The sequence below is a fragment of the Comamonas sp. DB36 genome (genome assembly GCF_057914905.1).
This window is the reverse complement of record NZ_CP196631.1, coordinates 2,953,508-2,971,300: the sequence shown is the minus strand read 5'-3', so window position 1 is coordinate 2,971,300 and position 17,793 is coordinate 2,953,508. Positions and strand designations below refer to the sequence as shown.

At 65.8% G+C, this 17,793-nt stretch carries 16 protein-coding genes; 9 read left to right on the top strand and 7 right to left on the bottom strand.

The features are described 5' to 3' along the window. Positions 1-12: 12 nt before the first annotated feature. Positions 13-1,647, top strand: a complete 1,635-nt coding sequence (locus ACSVDO_RS13810) for an AMP-binding protein (RefSeq protein ID WP_489592811.1) — start codon at positions 13-15, stop codon at positions 1,645-1,647. 226 nt (positions 1,648-1,873) lie between these two features. Here the strand turns inward: ACSVDO_RS13810 and ACSVDO_RS13805 are convergent, their stop codons facing one another. Then, entirely contained in the window at positions 1,874-3,151 is a 1,278-nt protein-coding gene (locus tag ACSVDO_RS13805) for a hydroxymethylglutaryl-CoA reductase, degradative (protein ID WP_489592809.1), read from the bottom strand. Between the two features lie 117 nt (positions 3,152-3,268). Between ACSVDO_RS13805 and ACSVDO_RS13800 the strand changes: the two genes are divergently transcribed. From ACSVDO_RS13800 to ACSVDO_RS13790, 3 genes are all read left to right on the top strand, one after another. Then, positions 3,269-4,648: an aminotransferase-like domain-containing protein gene (locus ACSVDO_RS13800; protein WP_489592807.1), complete on the top strand. Its 1,380-nt coding sequence runs from the start codon at positions 3,269-3,271 to the stop codon at positions 4,646-4,648. A gap of 139 nt (positions 4,649-4,787) precedes the next feature. After that, positions 4,788-5,192 (top strand): COG4315 family predicted lipoprotein, encoded by a 405-nt coding sequence (locus ACSVDO_RS13795; RefSeq protein ID WP_332538790.1) that lies wholly within the window; start codon positions 4,788-4,790, stop codon positions 5,190-5,192. A 76-nt stretch (positions 5,193-5,268) separates the two neighbouring features. Then, positions 5,269-6,162: a dienelactone hydrolase family protein gene (locus ACSVDO_RS13790; protein WP_332538791.1), complete on the top strand. Its 894-nt coding sequence runs from the start codon at positions 5,269-5,271 to the stop codon at positions 6,160-6,162. 96 nt (positions 6,163-6,258) lie between these two features. Here the strand turns inward: ACSVDO_RS13790 and ACSVDO_RS13785 are convergent, their stop codons facing one another. The 4 genes from ACSVDO_RS13785 to ACSVDO_RS13770 all read right to left on the bottom strand — a co-directional run bounded on the left by ACSVDO_RS13785 (position 6,259) and on the right by ACSVDO_RS13770 (position 10,527). Continuing rightward, on the bottom strand, positions 6,259-8,019 hold the full coding sequence (locus tag ACSVDO_RS13785) for a flotillin family protein (RefSeq protein WP_489592804.1): 1,761 nt from the start codon (positions 8,017-8,019) through the stop codon (positions 6,259-6,261). Between the two features lie 31 nt (positions 8,020-8,050). Further along, a complete protein-coding gene (locus ACSVDO_RS13780; protein WP_489592802.1) occupies positions 8,051-8,668 on the bottom strand; it encodes a YqiJ family protein in 618 nt (205 codons plus the stop codon). 412 nt (positions 8,669-9,080) lie between these two features. Beyond that, entirely contained in the window at positions 9,081-9,524 is a 444-nt protein-coding gene (locus ACSVDO_RS13775) for a hypothetical protein (RefSeq protein WP_332538793.1), read from the bottom strand. 61 nt (positions 9,525-9,585) lie between these two features. After that, positions 9,586-10,527 carry a LysR family transcriptional regulator gene (locus tag ACSVDO_RS13770; RefSeq protein WP_489592801.1) on the bottom strand — a complete coding sequence of 314 codons (942 nt, stop codon included), beginning with the start codon at positions 10,525-10,527 and terminating at the stop codon, positions 9,586-9,588. A gap of 99 nt (positions 10,528-10,626) precedes the next feature. Here ACSVDO_RS13770 and ACSVDO_RS13765 point away from each other — a divergent pair, with 99 nt between their 5' ends. The 4 genes from ACSVDO_RS13765 (at position 10,627) to ACSVDO_RS13750 (ending at position 13,883) form a co-directional block, all read left to right on the top strand. Further along, entirely contained in the window at positions 10,627-12,030 is a 1,404-nt protein-coding gene (locus ACSVDO_RS13765; RefSeq protein ID WP_489596408.1) for an acyclic terpene utilization AtuA family protein, read from the top strand. Between the two features lie 15 nt (positions 12,031-12,045). Further along, positions 12,046-12,417 carry an AtuA-related protein gene (locus tag ACSVDO_RS13760; RefSeq protein ID WP_489592799.1) on the top strand — a complete coding sequence of 124 codons (372 nt, stop codon included), beginning with the start codon at positions 12,046-12,048 and terminating at the stop codon, positions 12,415-12,417. A gap of 55 nt (positions 12,418-12,472) precedes the next feature. Further along, positions 12,473-13,462 (top strand): Bug family tripartite tricarboxylate transporter substrate binding protein, encoded by a 990-nt coding sequence (locus ACSVDO_RS13755; protein ID WP_332538805.1) that lies wholly within the window; start codon positions 12,473-12,475, stop codon positions 13,460-13,462. Between the two features lie 184 nt (positions 13,463-13,646). After that, positions 13,647-13,883 carry a DUF2789 domain-containing protein gene (locus ACSVDO_RS13750; RefSeq protein ID WP_332538797.1) on the top strand — a complete coding sequence of 79 codons (237 nt, stop codon included), beginning with the start codon at positions 13,647-13,649 and terminating at the stop codon, positions 13,881-13,883. Positions 13,884-13,893: 10 nt separating this feature from the next. Here ACSVDO_RS13750 and ACSVDO_RS13745 read toward each other — a convergent pair whose 3' ends face one another. Continuing rightward, on the bottom strand, positions 13,894-14,868 hold the full coding sequence (locus ACSVDO_RS13745; protein ID WP_489592797.1) for a cation diffusion facilitator family transporter: 975 nt from the start codon (positions 14,866-14,868) through the stop codon (positions 13,894-13,896). Positions 14,869-15,053: 185 nt separating this feature from the next. Continuing rightward, positions 15,054-15,854, bottom strand: a complete 801-nt coding sequence (gene fabI / locus ACSVDO_RS13740) for an enoyl-ACP reductase FabI (RefSeq protein WP_332548026.1) — start codon at positions 15,852-15,854, stop codon at positions 15,054-15,056. A 106-nt stretch (positions 15,855-15,960) separates the two neighbouring features. Here fabI and ACSVDO_RS13735 point away from each other — a divergent pair, with 106 nt between their 5' ends. Further along, positions 15,961-17,790 carry an extracellular solute-binding protein gene (locus ACSVDO_RS13735; RefSeq protein ID WP_489592795.1) on the top strand — a complete coding sequence of 610 codons (1,830 nt, stop codon included), beginning with the start codon at positions 15,961-15,963 and terminating at the stop codon, positions 17,788-17,790. Positions 17,791-17,793: the final 3 nt, after the last annotated feature.

The following is a 17,793-nucleotide window of genomic DNA, read 5'->3' as shown; positions in this document are numbered from 1 at the left end:
CAAGGACTGCATGTGATTGCCATTCATGAGGCCAGCACCATTGGCGAAGTCTTCTTCCAGGCCGCGCAGAAGTACGCCGCCAACAGCCTGATCGCCGTGCCGGTGAACCCGGCGCGCAGCTACTACCCCGAGGGCTGCGAGATCAGCTATGCCGACGCGGCCGCGCAGGTCAGGGCGCTGATGCGCGACTACCGCGAGGCGGGCTACGGCCTGGGCCACCGCGTGGGTCTGCTGCTGGAAAGCCGGCCCGAACACATGCTGCACAAGCTCGCGCTGAACGCGCTGGGCGTGTGCTGCGTGCCCGTGAACCCCGACTACCGGCCCGCCGAGTTCGCCTATCTGATCGACCATGCGCGGCTCGATCTGCTGCTGGTGCTTGAAAGCCATGTCGCTGCCGCCGAAGCCGCGCTGCGCGAAAGCCGCCACCAGCCCGTGCTGTCGGTGCTGCAGCAATGGGCGCAAGGCCTGCCGGCTGCCCTGCGGCCGGCGCAGGCCGGCGAAGTCGGGCCCGACACGCCGGCCAGCATTCTCTACACCTCGGGCACCACCGGCCGGCCCAAGGGCTGCGTGTTGTCGCACCACTACGAAGTGGCGGCCGGCCAGGCCTATGCGACGCGCGGCGGAATGGCCAGCATCCGCGAAGGTGCGGAACGCCTCTACAACCCGCTGCCGCTGTTCCATGTGAACGCCTCCATCCTGTCGTTCTACTGCATGCTGCTGACCGGCGGCTGCCAGGTGCAGACCGACCGCTTCCAGCCTTCGCGCTGGTGGCAGGAAGTGCGCCAGACGCGCGCCACCATCGTCCATTACCTGGGCGTGGTGATCCAGTTGCTGCTGTTGCAGCCGCCGCGCGACGACGACCAGACGCATTGCGTGCGCTTTGGCTTTGGCGCAGGGGTAGAGCCGCAGCTGCATGCGGCTTTTGAAGAACGCTTTGGCTTTCCGCTGCTCGAGCTCTGGGGCATGACCGAGATGGTGCGCCCCATGGTCGACTGCCATGCGCCGCGCCAGGTCGGCACCCGGGCCTTTGGCTGCGCGGTCGAAGGCGTGCAGGCGCGCGCCGTCGACGATCTCGACCGGGAAGTGCCCGACGGCACGCCCGGCGAGCTGGTCATACGCCACTCCGCCGCGACGCCGCGCAAGGACTTCTTCAGCGAATACCTCGACGACCCCGCGGCCACCGAAAGCGCCTGGCGCGGCGGCTGGTTCCACACGGGCGACATGGTGGTGCGCGATGCCGGCGGAATGTTCCATTTCGTCGACCGCCGCAAGAACATCATCCGGCGCTCGGGCGAGAACATTGCCGCGGCCGAAGTCGAGGCCATGCTGCTGACCCATCCCTGGGTCGAGCAGGCGGCCGTGATGGCCGTGGCCGATGAAGTGCGCGAAGAGGAAGTGCTGGCCTGCATCGTGCTCAAGGCCGGCCTGCCCGACATGGGCGAGCCGATGGAGCTGGCGCAGGACATCTTCCAGTACTGCCACCGCGCAATGGCCTACTACAAGGCGCCGGGCTGGATCTGGTTCACGCCGCAGATTCCCACCACGGGCACGCAGAAGATCCAGAAGCACGCGATTTTCGCGCGCGGCACGGATCCGCGTGCCGCAGAGGGCATGCTGGATTTGCGGGGGATGAAGAAGAGGGGGTGAGGCGGCGCTTGTTGCCCAGCGTATTGCTCCTGCTCCCGTTTGGGCGCAGTCTCAGCCGTCCCCGTTCATCCTGAGCTTGTCGAAGGATGAACGGCCTGCGCTCAAGCCATGAGAACGGGCCGTTCATGGTTCGACAAGCTCACCACGAACGGTTTAGAAGCACTCTCCGGCCACGCCCCAGGATGAACGGCCTGCCCACAAGTCAGGCAAGCCGTTCATCAGCGTTTTACATGCCCGCCAGCAACGCCTTTGCCCGGTCCACGCTGACATTCTTTTCCTGCGCCATCTGCGCCGCAATGCGCTGGATATCGGCGCCACTCGCTCCCGCAAGCAAGGCAATGTTGCGCGCATGCAGGGCCATGTGGCCGCGCTGAATGCCTTCCGTGGACAGCGCGCGCAGCGCGCCCAGGTTCTGCGCCAGGCCGACAGCGGCGGCAATCTCGCCGAGTTCCTGCGCGCTTTGCACCTGCATCACGCGCAGCGCCCAGCGCGCCAGCGGGTGGGTCTTGGTCGCGCCGCCGACCAGGCCCACGGGCATGGGCAGCTCGATGCTGCCGACCAGATGGCCGTCGCCGTTCTTTTCCCAGCGCGTGAGCGAGGTGTAGCGGCCCGACTGCGCGGCATAGGCATGGGCTCCGGCCTCGACCGCACGCCAGTCGTTGCCGGTGGCGACGATCACCGGGTCTATGCCGTTCATGATGCCCTTGTTGTGCGTGGCCGCGCGGTAGGGATCGATCTTGGCAAACGTGTAGGCGTCGAGCACGCCTTCGATGACTTCGCTGCCGGTGTACTCGGCCGTGGCCAGCGTCTCGGGCGACAGCGTGACGCGCGCGCGCGCCAGGCGCAGATCGGCAAGATTCGACAGGATGCGCAGGCGCACCGTGGCCGAAGTGATCTGCTCGATGTATGCCGAGACCGTCTCGGCCATGGTGTTGACGGTGTTGGCGCCCATGGCGTCGCGCACATCGACGATCAGGTGGGCGACCACCATGGGGCCACGCGGCGTGCTGTCGAACACATGGACTTCGATGTCCTTGCAGCCGCCGCCCATGGCTATCAGCACCGTGTCCCTGGCGTTCGCGCGGGCCATGATCTCGGCCTTGTTTTCCAGCACGATCTGGCGCACGCCGTAGGGGTCGGTCATGCCGACGATCTGGATCTGGGCGCGCATCAGCGGCGCCGTCGACGAGGTGAAGAAGCCGCCGCTGGCGCGCGCCAGCTTGGCCATGAACGAGGCCGCGGCGACCACCGAAGGCTCCTCGACAACCATGGGAACCAGCACATCCTTGCCGTTGACGCGGAAGTTGCTGGCAATGCCCAGCGGCAGCTCGAAGGTGCCGACGACGTTCTCTATCATGCCGTCGGCCACGTCCAGCGGCAGGGCGCCGGCCTGGGCCAGCAGCGCACGGTCCTGCGCGTCGAGGCCCGCGGCTTCGGCAACGCGGTGCAGGCGCTCCTGCGGAGTCAGGGAACGCATATTGGGCAGGCGGGAATCACGGGTCATGAAAATCCTTGGAGCGCGGGTGAGGGTGGGTCAGGGTATTCCCGGCAAAGCGGGACTGCCCGTTACTGTAGGCCTGCTGTACCCTTTGCAGCAGGTACAGTTATTGAGAACAGATCCATGCCCCCACCACTTGCCGGTTTCAAGATCCTCGCCGAATCGCTGGAGCGGGAAATCCGCCAGGGCGCGTACAAGGTCGGCGAGAAGCTGCCTTCGCTGCGCGAAATCACGCGCGAGCGCGCCTATGGCAAGAACACCGTGATCGCGGCGTTCGAGCTGCTGGTCGCGCGCGGCCTGGTCGAGCCGCGGCGCGGCGCGGGCTTCTATGTGAAGGAGATCGCCGAGCCGCCCGACATGGACGATCACGCGCTGGGGCGCGCCAAGGACTGGGTCTGGCTGATACGCGAGCAGCTCAAGGACGATCCCCACGCAATACGCGCGGCCGACGGCATGCCGCCGCCCGAATGGCTCGCGGGCGCGCGCCTGGACCGCGTGCACCACAAGGTCGCGCGCGGCGGCCTGGGCGCGCTGTTCAGCTACGGCAACCGCTACGGCTATCTGCCGCTGCGCCAGCAGCTGGTGCGCAAGCTCGGCAATCTGGGCATAGAGACCGACCCGCGCCAGATCCTCATGACCCATGGCGCCAACCAGGCGATGGACCTGGTGCTGCGCTACATGATTCCACCGGGCGCGACGGTGCTGGTCGACGATCCCGGCTATTACTTCCTGTTCGCCAAGCTCAAGGTGCATGGCGCGGAAATCGCGGGCATTCCGCGCCAGCCCGACGGCCCGGATCTGGAGGTGCTGGAACAGGTGCTGATTCGCAAGCGCCCGCGGCTGTTCTTCGTGCAGTCCGTGGGCCACAATCCCACGGGCTCGGACATCAGCGCCGACAAGGCCAGGCGGCTGCTGGCGCTGGCCGAAAAATACAATCTGCTGCTGGTCGACATGGACCCGCTGGCCGATCTCAAGCCCCACGAGCAGACGCGGCTGGCGGCGCTGGACCAGCTGCAGCGCACGATCTACATAGGCTCGTTTTCGAAGTCGCTGTCGGCCGCGCTGCGCGTGGGCTTTCTGGCCTGCAGCGCCGACATGGCCTCCGAGCTTGCCGATCTCAAATCCATCGTGCATGTAAACAGCTCGGAGTACGCGGAGCGCACGGTCGACACCATCCTGCGCGAACGCACCTATGCCAAGCACATCAGCGCGCTCAAATCGCATGTGGCCCAGGCCACGCGCCAGTCGCGCCAGCTGCTGGGCGATGCGGGCGCGCGCTTCTTCTGCGAGCCCGCCGAAAGTCTCTACATGTGGGTGCGCTTCGAAGGTTTGGAGGATTCTCTGGCGCTGTCGGAGTACCTGACCGCCGAGCAGATCACGGTGGCGCCGGGGCGCATCTTCAGCGTCGATCCCGGCATCACCAGCCCCTGGATGCGCCTGAACAGCGGCATCGTGGTGCACGAAAAATTCCAGGCCATGCTGCAGCGCCGGCCGCTGTGGTGAGGTCGTTGGACGACGCGTGGTTGAAGTTCGTTACCACGGCATGTGCAAAAAGGCAGATACTGCCCTGGTGACTTCCACAGGCGTCAAGGTTGATGCAATCATGCGCCTTATCCAGCTTTTCAACCTCAAGGAGTACACCATGCTACGTATGGCTTCGATCGCTTTTCTGGCCTCGGTCGCATTGACCGCGTGCAATACGGCGCCCAGCAGCCAAGCCTCCATGACCCAGTCCCAGGCTTCGCCCGCGACGACCATGAACGGCATGCTCGTAGGCCCCAATCAGATGACGCTGTATGTGTTCGACCGCGATGCCGTGGGCAGCGGCAAGAGCGTCTGCAACGGCGGCTGCGCGACCAACTGGCCGCCGCTGATGGCTCCCGCGGGTGCCAAGCCCATTGGCGACTGGAGCGTCATCACGCGCGACGATGGCAAGACCCAGTGGGCCTACAAGGGCCGGCCGCTGTACTTCTGGGCCAAGGACAGCCGTCCGGGCGACGCCACGGGTGAAGGCGTGGGCAACGTCTGGCGCCTGGCACGGCCCTGACGACCCGGCGGCGCTGGTGGATGGGGCGGCATGGTCGTAAGATCTTCGCTTCCCATCCCTTGTTCAGGAGCCGCCAATGACCAAACGCTTGACTGCCGCCGATTTCGACCAGGAACTGTTGATTCTTTTTGACGCCTATGTGCATGGCGACATGGACAGGCGCAGTTTTCTCGGCCAGGCGCAGCGCTATGCGAAGGCTGGCGTCACGGCGGCAGGACTGCTCGCGGCGCTGAGCCCCAATTTCGCCGCGGGCCAGCAGGTGCCCGCGCAGGACAGCCGGGTGACCACGCAGCGCGTCACGCTGCCTTCGCCCTCGGTCTACGGCAAGATCAATGGCTACCTCGCACGGCCGTCGGCCGCAGGCGCGGCGCGCCTGCCCATGGTGCTCGTGGTGCACGAGAACCGCGGCCTCAACCCCCATATCGAAGACGTGACCCGGCGCCTGGCGCTCGAAGGCTTCATGGCCTTCGCTCCCGATGCGCTCACGCCGCTGGGCGGCTATCCCGGCGATGAAGACAAGGCGCGCGAGGCCTTCGCCAAGCTCGATCAGGAGAGCACGCGCGAAGACTTCGTGGCCGCCGCGCAGTGGTTGCGCATGCGCGCCGATGGCGACGGCAAGCTGGGCGTGGTGGGCTTTTGCTACGGCGGCGGCATGTCGCACTGGCTCGCGACCCAGCTGCCCGAGCTGCGCGCCGCCGTGCCGTTCTACGGCAACACGCCCGATCCGGCGCTGGCGGCCAAGGTCAAGGCGCCGCTGCTGGTGCATCTGGCGGCCGTCGACGAGCGCATCAATGCCGCCTGGCCCGCCTACGAAGCCGCACTCAGGGCCGCTGGCGCGAAGTATGAGGTGCACCACTATGCGGGCACGCAGCACGGCTTTCACAACGACACCACGCCGCGCTACGACGCGGCCGCGGCCAAGCTGGCATGGGAGCGCACGATTGCGTTCTTCAAGGCGCAGCTGGGGTGACGCGCGCGGCAGGTATGGCCGCTTGTCCTGCGCCTGTCGAGCGCGGTTGCAGGACGCGGCACCGGCTTCGCCGAAGTCCCGATGGCGTCAGGCATTCTAGGCAACGGGCTCCTGCGCTCGCAGCGAGGCAGCGTCAAGCAAAGGCGCATCGGCGGCTGGTGCGGTGGGAAGCGTCACCATGCCGGCTATTGACTGGGCGATACCGGTCAGCGAAGGATTGGCCAGTCCGGCATCTTTCATGATGGCGTCGACAATGGGTTTGGCCACTTGATACTGCAAGGCGGAGTTCACCACCTGCTCTGGCAGCGTGCCGCCGGCCGCTGGTGCGCTGCCATGACCGCCTGCGCCCGAACCCATGCCCGGCAAGCCGTTGACTTGGAAGAGTCGAATGGAATCGATTTTCTCCATCGGCTTGGCCGCCTGCTCCAGGATCTGGGGCAGTGACTCGATGAGCTGCAGGCGCACGGCCAAATCAATCTGGGCAACGCCCAGGCGGTTCTTGGCTTCATTGATGGCGGCAATACCTTCGGCTTCGGCCAACGCCGCGTCTTTGCGCGCATGGGCCTCCACGGTGATGGCGGCGGCGCGATTCTCGGCGGCTTCACGTTCGGCCTGCGCAGCAACCTTGACGCCTATGGCCTGCTGCTCGGCTTCTTTTGCGGCATCGATCAGTTGAATGGCCTTGCCGCGTTCAGCCACAGCCATTTCACGCGCCGTTTTCACCAGCTCCTCCGAGCGCACGGAATCCGCCAAAGCCGCGTTGGCGGTAGCGTCGGCCTGTGATTGTTCTTCGGATTTTCGCGCGATGGCGATGGCGGCATCCTGGTTGGCGAGCTCCACCGACTGGCGCTGCTGGGCCTGCTTGATGCGCGTTTCGCGCTCCGCTTCGATGTTCTTTTTCTGAATGGCCAGGTTCTTGTCGATTTCTGCGCTGTTCACCGTGCGATCGGCCTCGATGCGCCGCTCCTTGACTTGACGGTCGGCGGTGATCCGCACTTCTTCGGCTTCGCGTTGGCGTTCTGCCTCGGTTTTTGCGATTTCGGCAATTTGCTCGGCCCTGGCATTGGCGATTGCCTGCAATTGCGTCAGCTTGGCAAACTCTTGATTCTTGGAGATGTCGAGCTTGACGCGTTCGGCCTCCAGGTTCTTTGTGCGCACCTGCACTTCGGTATCTTGCTCAATATCGTTGCGCTGTTTGCGGCGTGCCTCGGTTTCCTGCGTCAAGCGGGTCAGGCCTTCGGCGTCGAACGCGTTGTCGGGGTTGAAGAAATCCTTGGCAGTCTGGTCCATGCTGATGAGCGACACGGATTCCAGCTCCAGTCCGTTCTTTTCCAGATCTTCGGCCACCGCGTTTTGCACGGCTTGCACGAACTCACGGCGCTTGTCCTGCAATTCCTGCATGGTCATGGTCGCGGCAGTGGCACGCAGGGCGTCGACAAACTTGTCTTCCACCAGCACTTTGAGTTGCTGCGGCTCCATTGTCTTGCGGCCCAGCGTTTGTGCGGCAGTGCTGACCGATTCGGCCATTTGCTTGACGCGCACGAAGAACGCGGCTGCCACGTCGACGCGCATGCGGTCGAGTGCAATGAGGCTTTGCTCTTCCTTGCGCGAGACCTCCAGCTTGAGCGTGTTCATGTTGACCGGAATGATTTCGTGAAAAACCGGCAACACCAGCGTGCCTCCGTTGATGATGACTTTCTGGCCCCCTAGACCGGTGCGCACGAAGGCGGTCTCTTTGCTGGCGCGCTGGTAGAGGCGTGCCACGATGAGGCCAATGGCCACCAAGGCAAACAGTGCAATGCCGGCCGGAACGCCGATATTGATCAGCATGTCGTTCATCTGTGTGTCGTTGAGCATTTTTTCCTCTGATTGAAGAGTTTCGCCCGCACTAAAGCAGTTCGGGGTGGGGCTTGCGGATGCCGTAAAAGCGAGCGCCGGTCTTGCGCACCAGCAGTACCGCGTCGCCTTCTGCAAAAGTTTCTGCCGCGATGTCAGGCTCGACGAGCACGTAATGCAAGTCGCCGTTCGCGTCGCGAACCTTGGTCTGGGCTGCCATGCCGGTGCGTGCTATGCCTTGTGTGACCACGCCTGTGCGGCCCACCAGGGATTGGCCGCTGACAGCCGTGGTCTCGTTGTCGGGCAGTACCCGCGTGAGCAGGCCGCCGATCGCACGCATGCAGCACAGGCCGCTGAACGCTGCGGGCAGCGAAGCCAGCCACCATGGCAGCAAGCTGCCCGACAGCGTGCCGGCCACCGCCTGCATTCCATAGCCCGACACGGCAAAGCCGGTCAAAAACAGGATCAGCAGTACCAGGGCCGGAACCCTGCCCAGGTGGAGCCAGCCCAACGCACGTTCCAGCCCATCGGGCATGTCGGGCAGGTCGGGCAGCAGGCCATCGAGCGCGTGCGCGGGGCTGTGCGCGAACAGCAGGCCCACGCCTTCGATCACTGTCAGCCCGACCATGGTTGCCAGGGCCGCGCCAAATGGCCAGGTTTCAGGGCTCATGAGCACAATCATGGTGAGCTAACGCCAGGCTTTGGGCGCGGCCAGGCGTTCGCTCGATGCGCGCGGGGCTGGAGGATATCGGTCATGGTGCTTGTCCTTGGGTTGGCGAGGATCAACTGGCACAGCTCAAATCCTGGGCGGATTCTTGCGGCACGGTTGGTGTGTCACAGGCGGCTGCATTGCGTGCCACTGTCTGGAGATTTTTAAGTTATTAATCATTGATTATTGTATGTTGATAGTTTCAGACTATCAATAAGGCGGCGCTGAAATTGCATGGGTGCATCCCATGGCATGGTGAGAAAGATCGCTTTTTCTTGCGGCCCATGTGCCTGGCAGCACGGGAGGGGGTCTTGGCGTGGGCCAAGGCCGGCGTGACTGCCGCAGGCGTTGCCGGCGAAGATGGCTTGAAGCGTTAGCGTGACGCGGGCGCGGTGGTCATGGGCAGGGCAGCTTGCGACGCAAACAGGCTTTGCTCGTCAAGCAGTTCAAACGCAATTTCGGGGCGCTGCTCGAAGCTGCGCTTGATCGCCGCCGGAATCGCCTGGCGCGTCTTGCGGCACAGCCCCGGGCGCTCCAGCACCAGGATGGTGATGCCGCGCAGCGTGCGCACTTCGCGTGGGCTGGTCTGTATGTCCAGTTCCAGCCCCAGCTGCAGTTGCATGCGCTGCTGCATGTGGCGCAGATCGGCCAGGCTGGCGAGGTTCTCCAGCCGCTGCACCAGGCGCTTTTCGTCTTCGCGCGTGAGCCGCATGATGCGCAGGTCGGCCTGCGGGTCCTGCAGCAGCGCATCGCGCCCGCAGGTGCAGGCACCGGGCGGGCATTCGCTGCGCAAGGGAAAAAGGGGCAGAGGACTCATCGTGCGGGCGCCTGCGTTGGGGGCTCAGGCCATCATAGCCAGTCGCGCGCGACATCGCTTTTCACGTCCGGCCCGCCGACTGCATTTCCTCCTGGCTTTGCAGCCAGGCCTGCAGCGAATGCTGGGCGCTGTCGTAGAACGCCTGGGCGGCCGGGCCCAGGCTCTGGTGGCGGTGGCGCACCCAGTAGATCGTGCGCGCGGGCGCCAGGCCTTCGAGCCGGCGTATCGCAATGCCCGGGTCCTGGAAATAGGCCAGCGACAGCGCGGGCACCAGGCTCACACCCAGGCCGGCGCGCACCATGCCCATGACGGTGGCGAGCTGCTCGACTTCCATGCGGGTGTGCAGCAGCGCAGCGTTGAACACCGCCGCCTGCCAGGCGTCTACGCTGGCACGAACGCTGGTGTGGGCCGCGAGGTGCACGAAAGGCAGGCCGCGCAGCGCCTGGGGGGAGACCGGCGCCGTGGTCTGCGCCAGCGCATGATCGCGCGCGCAGACGAGATAAAAGGTTTCCTCGGCCACGGCCGCCGCATGCAGGTCGGGGTGGCGCGTCAGCGCCGTGCACAGCGCCCAGTCGGCCTGGCCCTGCTGCACGCTGTCGAGGCAGGGGGTGTTCAAGGCGTCGCGCACCTGCACCTGGATCTGCGGATGCGACTGCGCGAACTGCGCCAGCAGCGACGGCAGCCAGTGGGCGGCCAGCGAAGGTAGCAGGGCGACGGTGACGCGGCTGGCGCGCAACTCGGCCGCGCCCTGCATCGACTGCACGGCCTGATCGATCGCGGCAAGCAGGCGCTGGGCATGGAGCAGGAAGTCCTGGCCCGCGGCAGTGAGCACCACATGCCGCGTGCTGCGCTCGAACAGCTGCGCGCCCAGGCCCTGCTCCAGGCCCTGGATCAAGGCGCTGAATGCGGGCTGCGACAGATGGCATTGCTGTGCGGCGCGCGTGAAGCTCAGATGCTGATGCAGGGCGGCAAAAGCCTGGAGTTGCCGGGTGGTCAGATTCATAGGTGATGCAAATCAATCTATCCAAATCATCGAATTTACAACATAAATCGCTTTCTCTATATTGGCTCCATGGCGAACACCATTCCTGATCTGAATTCCATGCGCTGGCCCTCGGGGCCCGCTTCTGCCTCCACGCCCCGCGGGCCGCTTCTGGTGGGCTGCGGCGCGGGGTTTTCGGGCGATCGCACCGACGCCGCGCGGCCCGTGGTCGACGCCTTGATGGCCGCGGGCGAGCCCGCGGTGCTGATCTTTGAAACCCTGGCCGAGCGCACGCTGGCGCTGGCGCAGCTGGCGCGCGAGCGCGATCCGGCCGCAGGCTACGAGCCGCTGCTGGCCGATCTGCTGCGGCCCGTGCTGGCCGACTGCATAGCGCACGGCATTCGCATCGTGAGCAATTTCGGCGCGGCCAATCCCGCGGGCGCGGCGGCCTGTATCGCGGCCCTGGCCGCGGAATTGGGCCTTCGCGTGCCGCGCATGGCACTGGTACATGGCGATGACCTGATGGGCGCCGAGCATGCCCAGGGCTTGCAGGCCGCATGCGGCGCCGATTGGCCCGCGTCGCGGGTCGTCAGCGCCAACGCCTATATCGGTGCCCAGCCGATTGCCCAGGCGCTGCAGGACGGAGCCGAGATCGTGATCGCGGGCCGGGTCGCCGACCCGGCGCTGGTGCTGGGCCCGGCCGTGGCCTGGCATGGCTGGGCCTGGGACGATTGGGATCTGCTGGCGCGCGGCACCATGGCCGGCCACCTGCTCGAATGCGGCTCCCAGGTCTCGGGCGGCTATTTTGCCGATCCGGGCTACAAGGATGTGCCCGATCTGGCCCATGTGGGCTTTCCGATCGCGCGCATCGAAGCCGACGGCAGCTGCACCATTGGCAAGCCGGCAAACACGGGCGGACTGATCAACGCCCAGACCGTCAAGGAACAGCTGCTCTATGAAGTGCACGACCCCGCGGCCTATCTGACGCCCGATGTCGTCGCCGACATCAGCGATGCCTGGGTCAGCGAAGTCGGCCCCGATCAGGTGCGGCTTGAAGGCGTGCGCGGCCACGCGCGGCCCAGCCACCTCAAGATCAATGTCTGCAGCGAACGCGGCTGGCTCGCCGAAGCCGAGATTTCCTATGCGGGCGCGCATGCACTGGCGCGCGCCCAGCTGGCGCGCCAGATCATTGCCACGCGCCTGGGCGCGCAAGGCAAGCTGCGCTGCGACTTCATCGGCGTGACCAGCGTGCTCGGCGACGACCAGGGCCAGTGGCTGGCGCATCTCGGGGCCGCGCCAACGCCGCGCGATGTGCGCGTGCGCTGGGCCTGGGAGCAGCCCACGGCCCGGGCGGCCGAAGTGCTGCTGCGCGAAGTCAATGCGCTCTATACCTGCGGGCCGGGCGGCGGCGGCGGCGTGCGCACCCAGCTGCGCTCGCGGCTGTCGACGGTGTCCTGTCTGCTGCCGCGCGCGCAGATTCCCTGTGGCTGGCGCTGGTGGCATCCCGCCGCGGCGCTGCCCTGAACCATGCCATTTGCCATGAACACTTCCAACACCTTGAGCCTGCCCCTGTACCGCCTGGCCCATGGCCGCACCGGTGACAAAGGCAACCGCAGCAACATCAGCGTGATTGCCTACCACCCGGCCCTGTGGCCGGTGATCGAAGCCCAGGTCACGGCCGAGCGCGTGGCCGCGCATTTCGCGGCGCGCAGTCCCAGCAAGGTCGCGCGCCATGTGCTGCCCAGGCTGCAGGCGCTCAATTTCGTGCTCGACGACATGCTCGAAGGCGGTGTCAACAGCGCACTCAACCTCGACAGCCATGGCAAGGCGCTGGCCTTCGATCTGCTGCAGATGGAGATCGCCTTGCCCGCCGATCTGCTGGTGCATTGCAAGGGACCGCAAGAGTCCTAGTTCCCGTTCATTCCACCAACTACTACAACCCCGGAGACAAACCATGAACAAGCCCATGACCCCCAACGCGCTGCGCCGACACACGCTGGCCGCAGGCATTGCCGCGGCGCTGGCGCTGGCCGCGCCCGCGGCCTTTGCGCAGACGGCCGCCAAGTACCCGGCCAAGGCGCTGACCTTTGTCGTGCCGTTTGCGGCCGGCAGCGCCACCGACCAGATCGCGCGCGCGCTGGGCCAGGCTATCACCCAGGAAACGGGCCAGGCCGTGGTGGTGGAAAACAAGGGCGGCGCCAGCGGCATGCTCGCCGCCCAGGGCGTGGCGCGCGCCGCGCCCGACGGCTACACGGTGCTGATCACCACCAACACCACGCATGCGGCCAACGAACACCTGTACAAGAAGCTGCCCTACGACCCGGTCAAGGACTTCGCTGCCGTGACCGGCCTGGGCAAGGGCGGCCAGGTGCTGGTGGTCAATTCCTCCTCGCCGCTGCAGTCGGTCAAGGACCTCGTGGCCTATGCCAAGGCCAACCCCGGCAAGCTGACGTTCGGCAGCGGCAGCTCGTCGAGCCGCATGGCCGGCGAGATGCTCAAGCAGCTCGCGGGCGTCGACATACTGCATGTGCCCTACAAGAGCAATCCGCTGGCGATCACCGATCTGCTGGGCGGCCAGATTGATCTGATGATCACCGATGTCTCCACGGGCCTGCCGCAGGTGCAGGCCGGCAAGCTCAAGGCGCTGGGTTTCTCCACGCAGGAGCGCAGCGCCATGCTGCCCGATGTGCCGACCATAGAGCAGGCCGGGATCAAGGGCTACAACATGGGCTACTGGTTTGCTGCGTACCTGCCCGCGGGCACGCCGCCGCAGATCGTCAACCAGCTCAGCGGCCTGCTGGGCAAGGCGGTGGAAAGCCGCCAGGCCGCGAGCTTCTACACGCTGTCGGGCACCAGCCGCTGGCATGGCACGCCCGAAGAACTCGCGAAGTTCCAGGCCGAGGAAACCGCCAAGTGGGGCAAGGTGATCAAGGCCGCGGGCATACAGCCCGAATAATCTACGGCTGTCTCGGCGCTTTCTCCGACAGCTTCGGGAGCGTGGACCACGGGGGAATCCTGCACAATGCTTCAACAGCGCTGCAACCACGGCAACGCCGTCGAAGCAGTCCTGTCAGCGCCATTTTTCGCGGCCGCCCACGCGGCCGCGAAGCCATCAACTCGATCGTGCAAAGGACTTTTCCATGGATACCATCAATCCCCGCTTCTCCGAACTGTTCGCTCAACTGGGCCTGGCCGACGATCCCCAGGGCATTGCCGACTTCATCCGCGAACACGCGCCGCTGGACAACGCGGTGCTGCTGCATGAAGCGCCGTTCTGGAACGAGTCCCAGGCACGCCTGCTGCGCGACGAACTGCGTGCCGATGCCGAGTGGGCCGAAGTCATAGACCAGCTCAACGCCTCGCTGCGCGCCGAATAAGGCCAGTACCTCAATGCGGGCCGCGCAGCCCGCCCGGCGGGTCCACCTGCACCGTCACATGTTCGATGGCATGCTTGTCGCGCAGCAGATCGGCGACCTGCTTTGGCAGCATCAGCGGGTCGGTGCCGGGTGAAGGGGTGACATGCACCGTGGCCACCACGCGCTCGTCGGTCAGCGTCCAGGCATGGAAATGGCCGACTTCGGCGACGCCGGGCAGGCGCGCGATGGCCGCTTGCGCGGCTTCGACATCGAGCCCGCGCGGCACTGCCTGCAGCAGTATCAACAGCGCGTCCGAAACCAGACTCCAGGCCGAACGCACCACGAGCACCGCGACCAGCACCGACAGAATCGGGTCGAGCACGGTCCAGCCCGTATACATGATGCCGACCGCGGCCGCGATCGCGCCCACCGAGCCCAGCAGATCTCCGACCACATGCAGCAGCGCGCCGCGCAGATTGCCGTCGTTCTGCTCGCCGCGCATCAGCACCCAGGCACCGACCACGTTCACCAGCAGGCCTACGACGGCCACGGCCAGCATGGGCCCGGCAAGCACTTCCGTGGGCTGGCGAAAGCGCGCCACGGCTTCCCAGGCGATCCAGGCCACGAGCAGCAGCAGCGTGGCGCCATTGGCCAGCGCCGCGAGCACGCGCACGCGGTGAAAGCCATAGGTGCGCAGCTTGTCGGGCGCGCGCGCCGCGATGCGGTAGGCGATCAGCGCCAGCAGCAGCGCCGCGGCGTCGGACAGCATGTGGCCTGCATCGGCGATCAAGGCCAGCGAGCCCGACAGCCAGCCGCCCACGGCCTGCACGCCCGCATAGCCCAGCGTCATCACGAAGACCCATTGGATGCGCCTGGCATTCGATGCCGTGACCGATGGCGCATGCGAATGGGCGCCAGGGCCGTGGTCATGTGCGTGCGGCTCTGCGTGCGCGTGGCCATGGTCGTGGCCGTGATGGGGATCGTGTTCGTGTTCGCTGGATGACATCGGGTCGGCGCGCTGGGCTGAAATTGCCGCCAGCTTAGTTCGTCATGCCGCAGGTGACCAGGGCCTGCGCCATGTCCCTGCACCTTTCGCGTGCATCGAAAGCAGCGTCACGCCAGGCGCTTCGACAATGAAAAAAGCCATGGACTCGCGCCCATGGCTTTCAACTCGACGCCGCTGCGTGATGATCAGACTTGGTCGGCGCTCAGGCCCGCGGTCTGGCTGAAGCCGCCGTCCACGTAAGTGATTTCAGCGGTCACGCCCGCGGCCAGGTCGGAGAACATGAAGGCCGCGACATTGCCCACGTCTTCGGGCGTCACGTTGCGGCGCAGCGGCGAGGCGTCGGCAACGCGGCTGAGCAGCTTGCCGAAGTCCTTGATGCCGCTCGCGGCCAGGGTCTTGATAGGGCCGGCGGAAATGCCGTTGGCGCGGATGGTGCGACCGTCTTCGGTGCGGCCCACGGCTTCGGCGAGGTAGCGCACCGAAGCTTCGAGCGAGGCCTTGGCCAGGCCCATGGTGTTGTAGTTGGGGATGGAACGCAGCGCGCCCAGGTACGACAGCGTCAGCAGCGACGACTTGTCGTTGAGGTAGGGCAGGGCGGCCTTGGCCATCGCGGGGAAGCTGTAGGCGCTGATGTCGTGGGCAATGCGGAAGTTCTCGCGGCTCAGGCCGTCGAGGAAGTTGCCGGCAATCGCTTCGCGCGGCGCAAAGCCGATCGAGTGCAGGAAGCCGTCGAACTTGCCCCACGTCTGTCCCAGGTCGGCAAACAGCTTCTCGATCTGCGCGTCGTCGGCCACGTCGCAGTCGAACACCAGCTTGGAATCGAAGTCGGCCGCGAATTCGGTGATGCGGTCCTTGAAGCGCTCACCGACATAGCTGAACGCGAGTTCGGCGCCTTGTGCATGGCAGGCCTTGGCGACGCCGTAGGCGATGGAACGGTTGGACAGAACGCCGGTGATCAGCAGTTTTTTGCCGGTGAGGAAACCCATTGTTTTTCTCCAGGGAAGTAGGTAGGAATGTGCAGTTCGCAAATTCTGTTGCGCGCGGCGACCGGGCGATGGACGCATCCGGTCAAGGCTAGGGCAGAATTGTCTCATGCGCTACTGGATGTTTTCTCTGCTGCTTCTCGGTGCCTCCCCTGCCTGGAGCGCGCATGCCTATGCGTTATGGGGGCAGCCGCGCTATCCCGCGGGCTTCACGCATTTCGATTACGTCAATCCGCAGGCGCCCAAGGGCGGCGAGATGCGGCTGGTGAGCAACCTGCGGGTATCGACTTTCGACAAGTACAACCCGTTCACCATCAAGGGCAATGCGCCGGCCTATCTGTCGAATCTGCTGTTCGACACGCTGCTCACCGGTTCGCTCGACGAGACCGCGACCGGCTACGGCCTGCTCGCAGAAGACGTGGACGTCGCGCCCGACGGCCTGTCGGCGACATTCCGGCTGCGGCGCGAGGCGCGCTTTCACAACGGCAAGCCGGTGCTGGCCAAGGACGTGAAGTACAGCTTCGAGACGCTGATCGGCCAATACACTTCGCCGGCCTACAAGACGCTGCTGATCGACGTCGCGGGCGCGGACGTGGTCGATGAGCGCACGGTGCGCTTTCGTTTTCATGTGCCCAACCGCGAACTGCCGCTGACCGTGGGCGGCCTGCCCATCTTCAGCCCCGACTGGGCGCGCGGCGAGGACGGCAAGGTCAAGCCTTTCGATCAGGTGGTGATGGAAATCCCCATCGGCAGCGGCCCGTACCGCGTGGGTCCGGTGCGTTTCGGCAAGGACATCACCTATGTGCTCGACGCGAACTACTGGGCCAGGGATCTGGGCGCGCGCAAGGGCACGGCCAACTTCGAGCGCGTGAGCGTCAAGATCTACAAGGACAACACCGCGCGGCTCGAAGCCCTCAAGGCCGGCGAGTTCGATCTGATGCGCGTCTACAGCGCCGGCGACTGGGCGCGGCGCATCAGCGGCAAGCGCTTTTCCACGGGCGAGCTGGTCAAGGGCGAGTTCGAACACAAGCTGCCATCGGGCTTCCAGAGCTATGTGCTCAACACGCGCCGGCCGCTGCTGCAGGACGCACGCGTGCGCGAAGCGCTTGATCTGGCGATGGATTACGAGTGGATGAACCGCCAGATGTTCTACGGCTCGTACTACCGCGTGCGCGGCATGTTCGGCAACACGGCCTGCGAGACGCGCGGCCTGCCCAGCGCGGCCGAGCTGGCGCTGATGGAGCCCTGGCGCGCGCAGATTCCGGCCGCGGCGTTCGGCGAAATGTACAGCCCGCCGCGCACCGATCCACCGAATTCGCTGCGTGCCAATCTGCGCCGCGCCCAGCAGCTGCTGCGCGATGCGGGCTGGAGCGTGCAGGACGGCGTGCTGCGCAACGCGGCCGGCCAGGCGCTGGAGCTCGAATACATGGACAGCGGCGAGGGCAGCCTGCGCACGGTCGCGCCCTGGCAGCGCAACCTCGAGAAGCTGGGCATTAAGCTCAAATACCGCGCCGTCGACTTCGCGCTGTTCCAGCAGCGGCTGCAGAAATTCGATTTCGACATGGCGACCATCGTCTTCCAGGGCACGCACAACCCGGGCCAGGAATTCGCCGACCTGTTCGGCAGCAAGGCCGCGGACACCGAGGATTCGGGCAACTATGCCGGCGTCAAGAACCCGGCCGTCGATGCGCTGATCAAGGCCATCACCACGGCCAGGTCGCAGGAAGAATTGCTGCCGGCCTGCCATGCGCTCGAACGCGTGATCGCGCACAGCCACTATCTGATTCCGCAGTGGAGCGCGGGCACGCACCGCATGGTCTACAACGCCTGGCGGCTGCAACGCCCCGAGACCGTGCCGCCCTATGCCACGGGCGAGCTCTGGGCGCTGGACACCTGGTGGGCCAGGCTGCCGCCGCAGACTTCCGCCGAGCCCCGCTAGAAA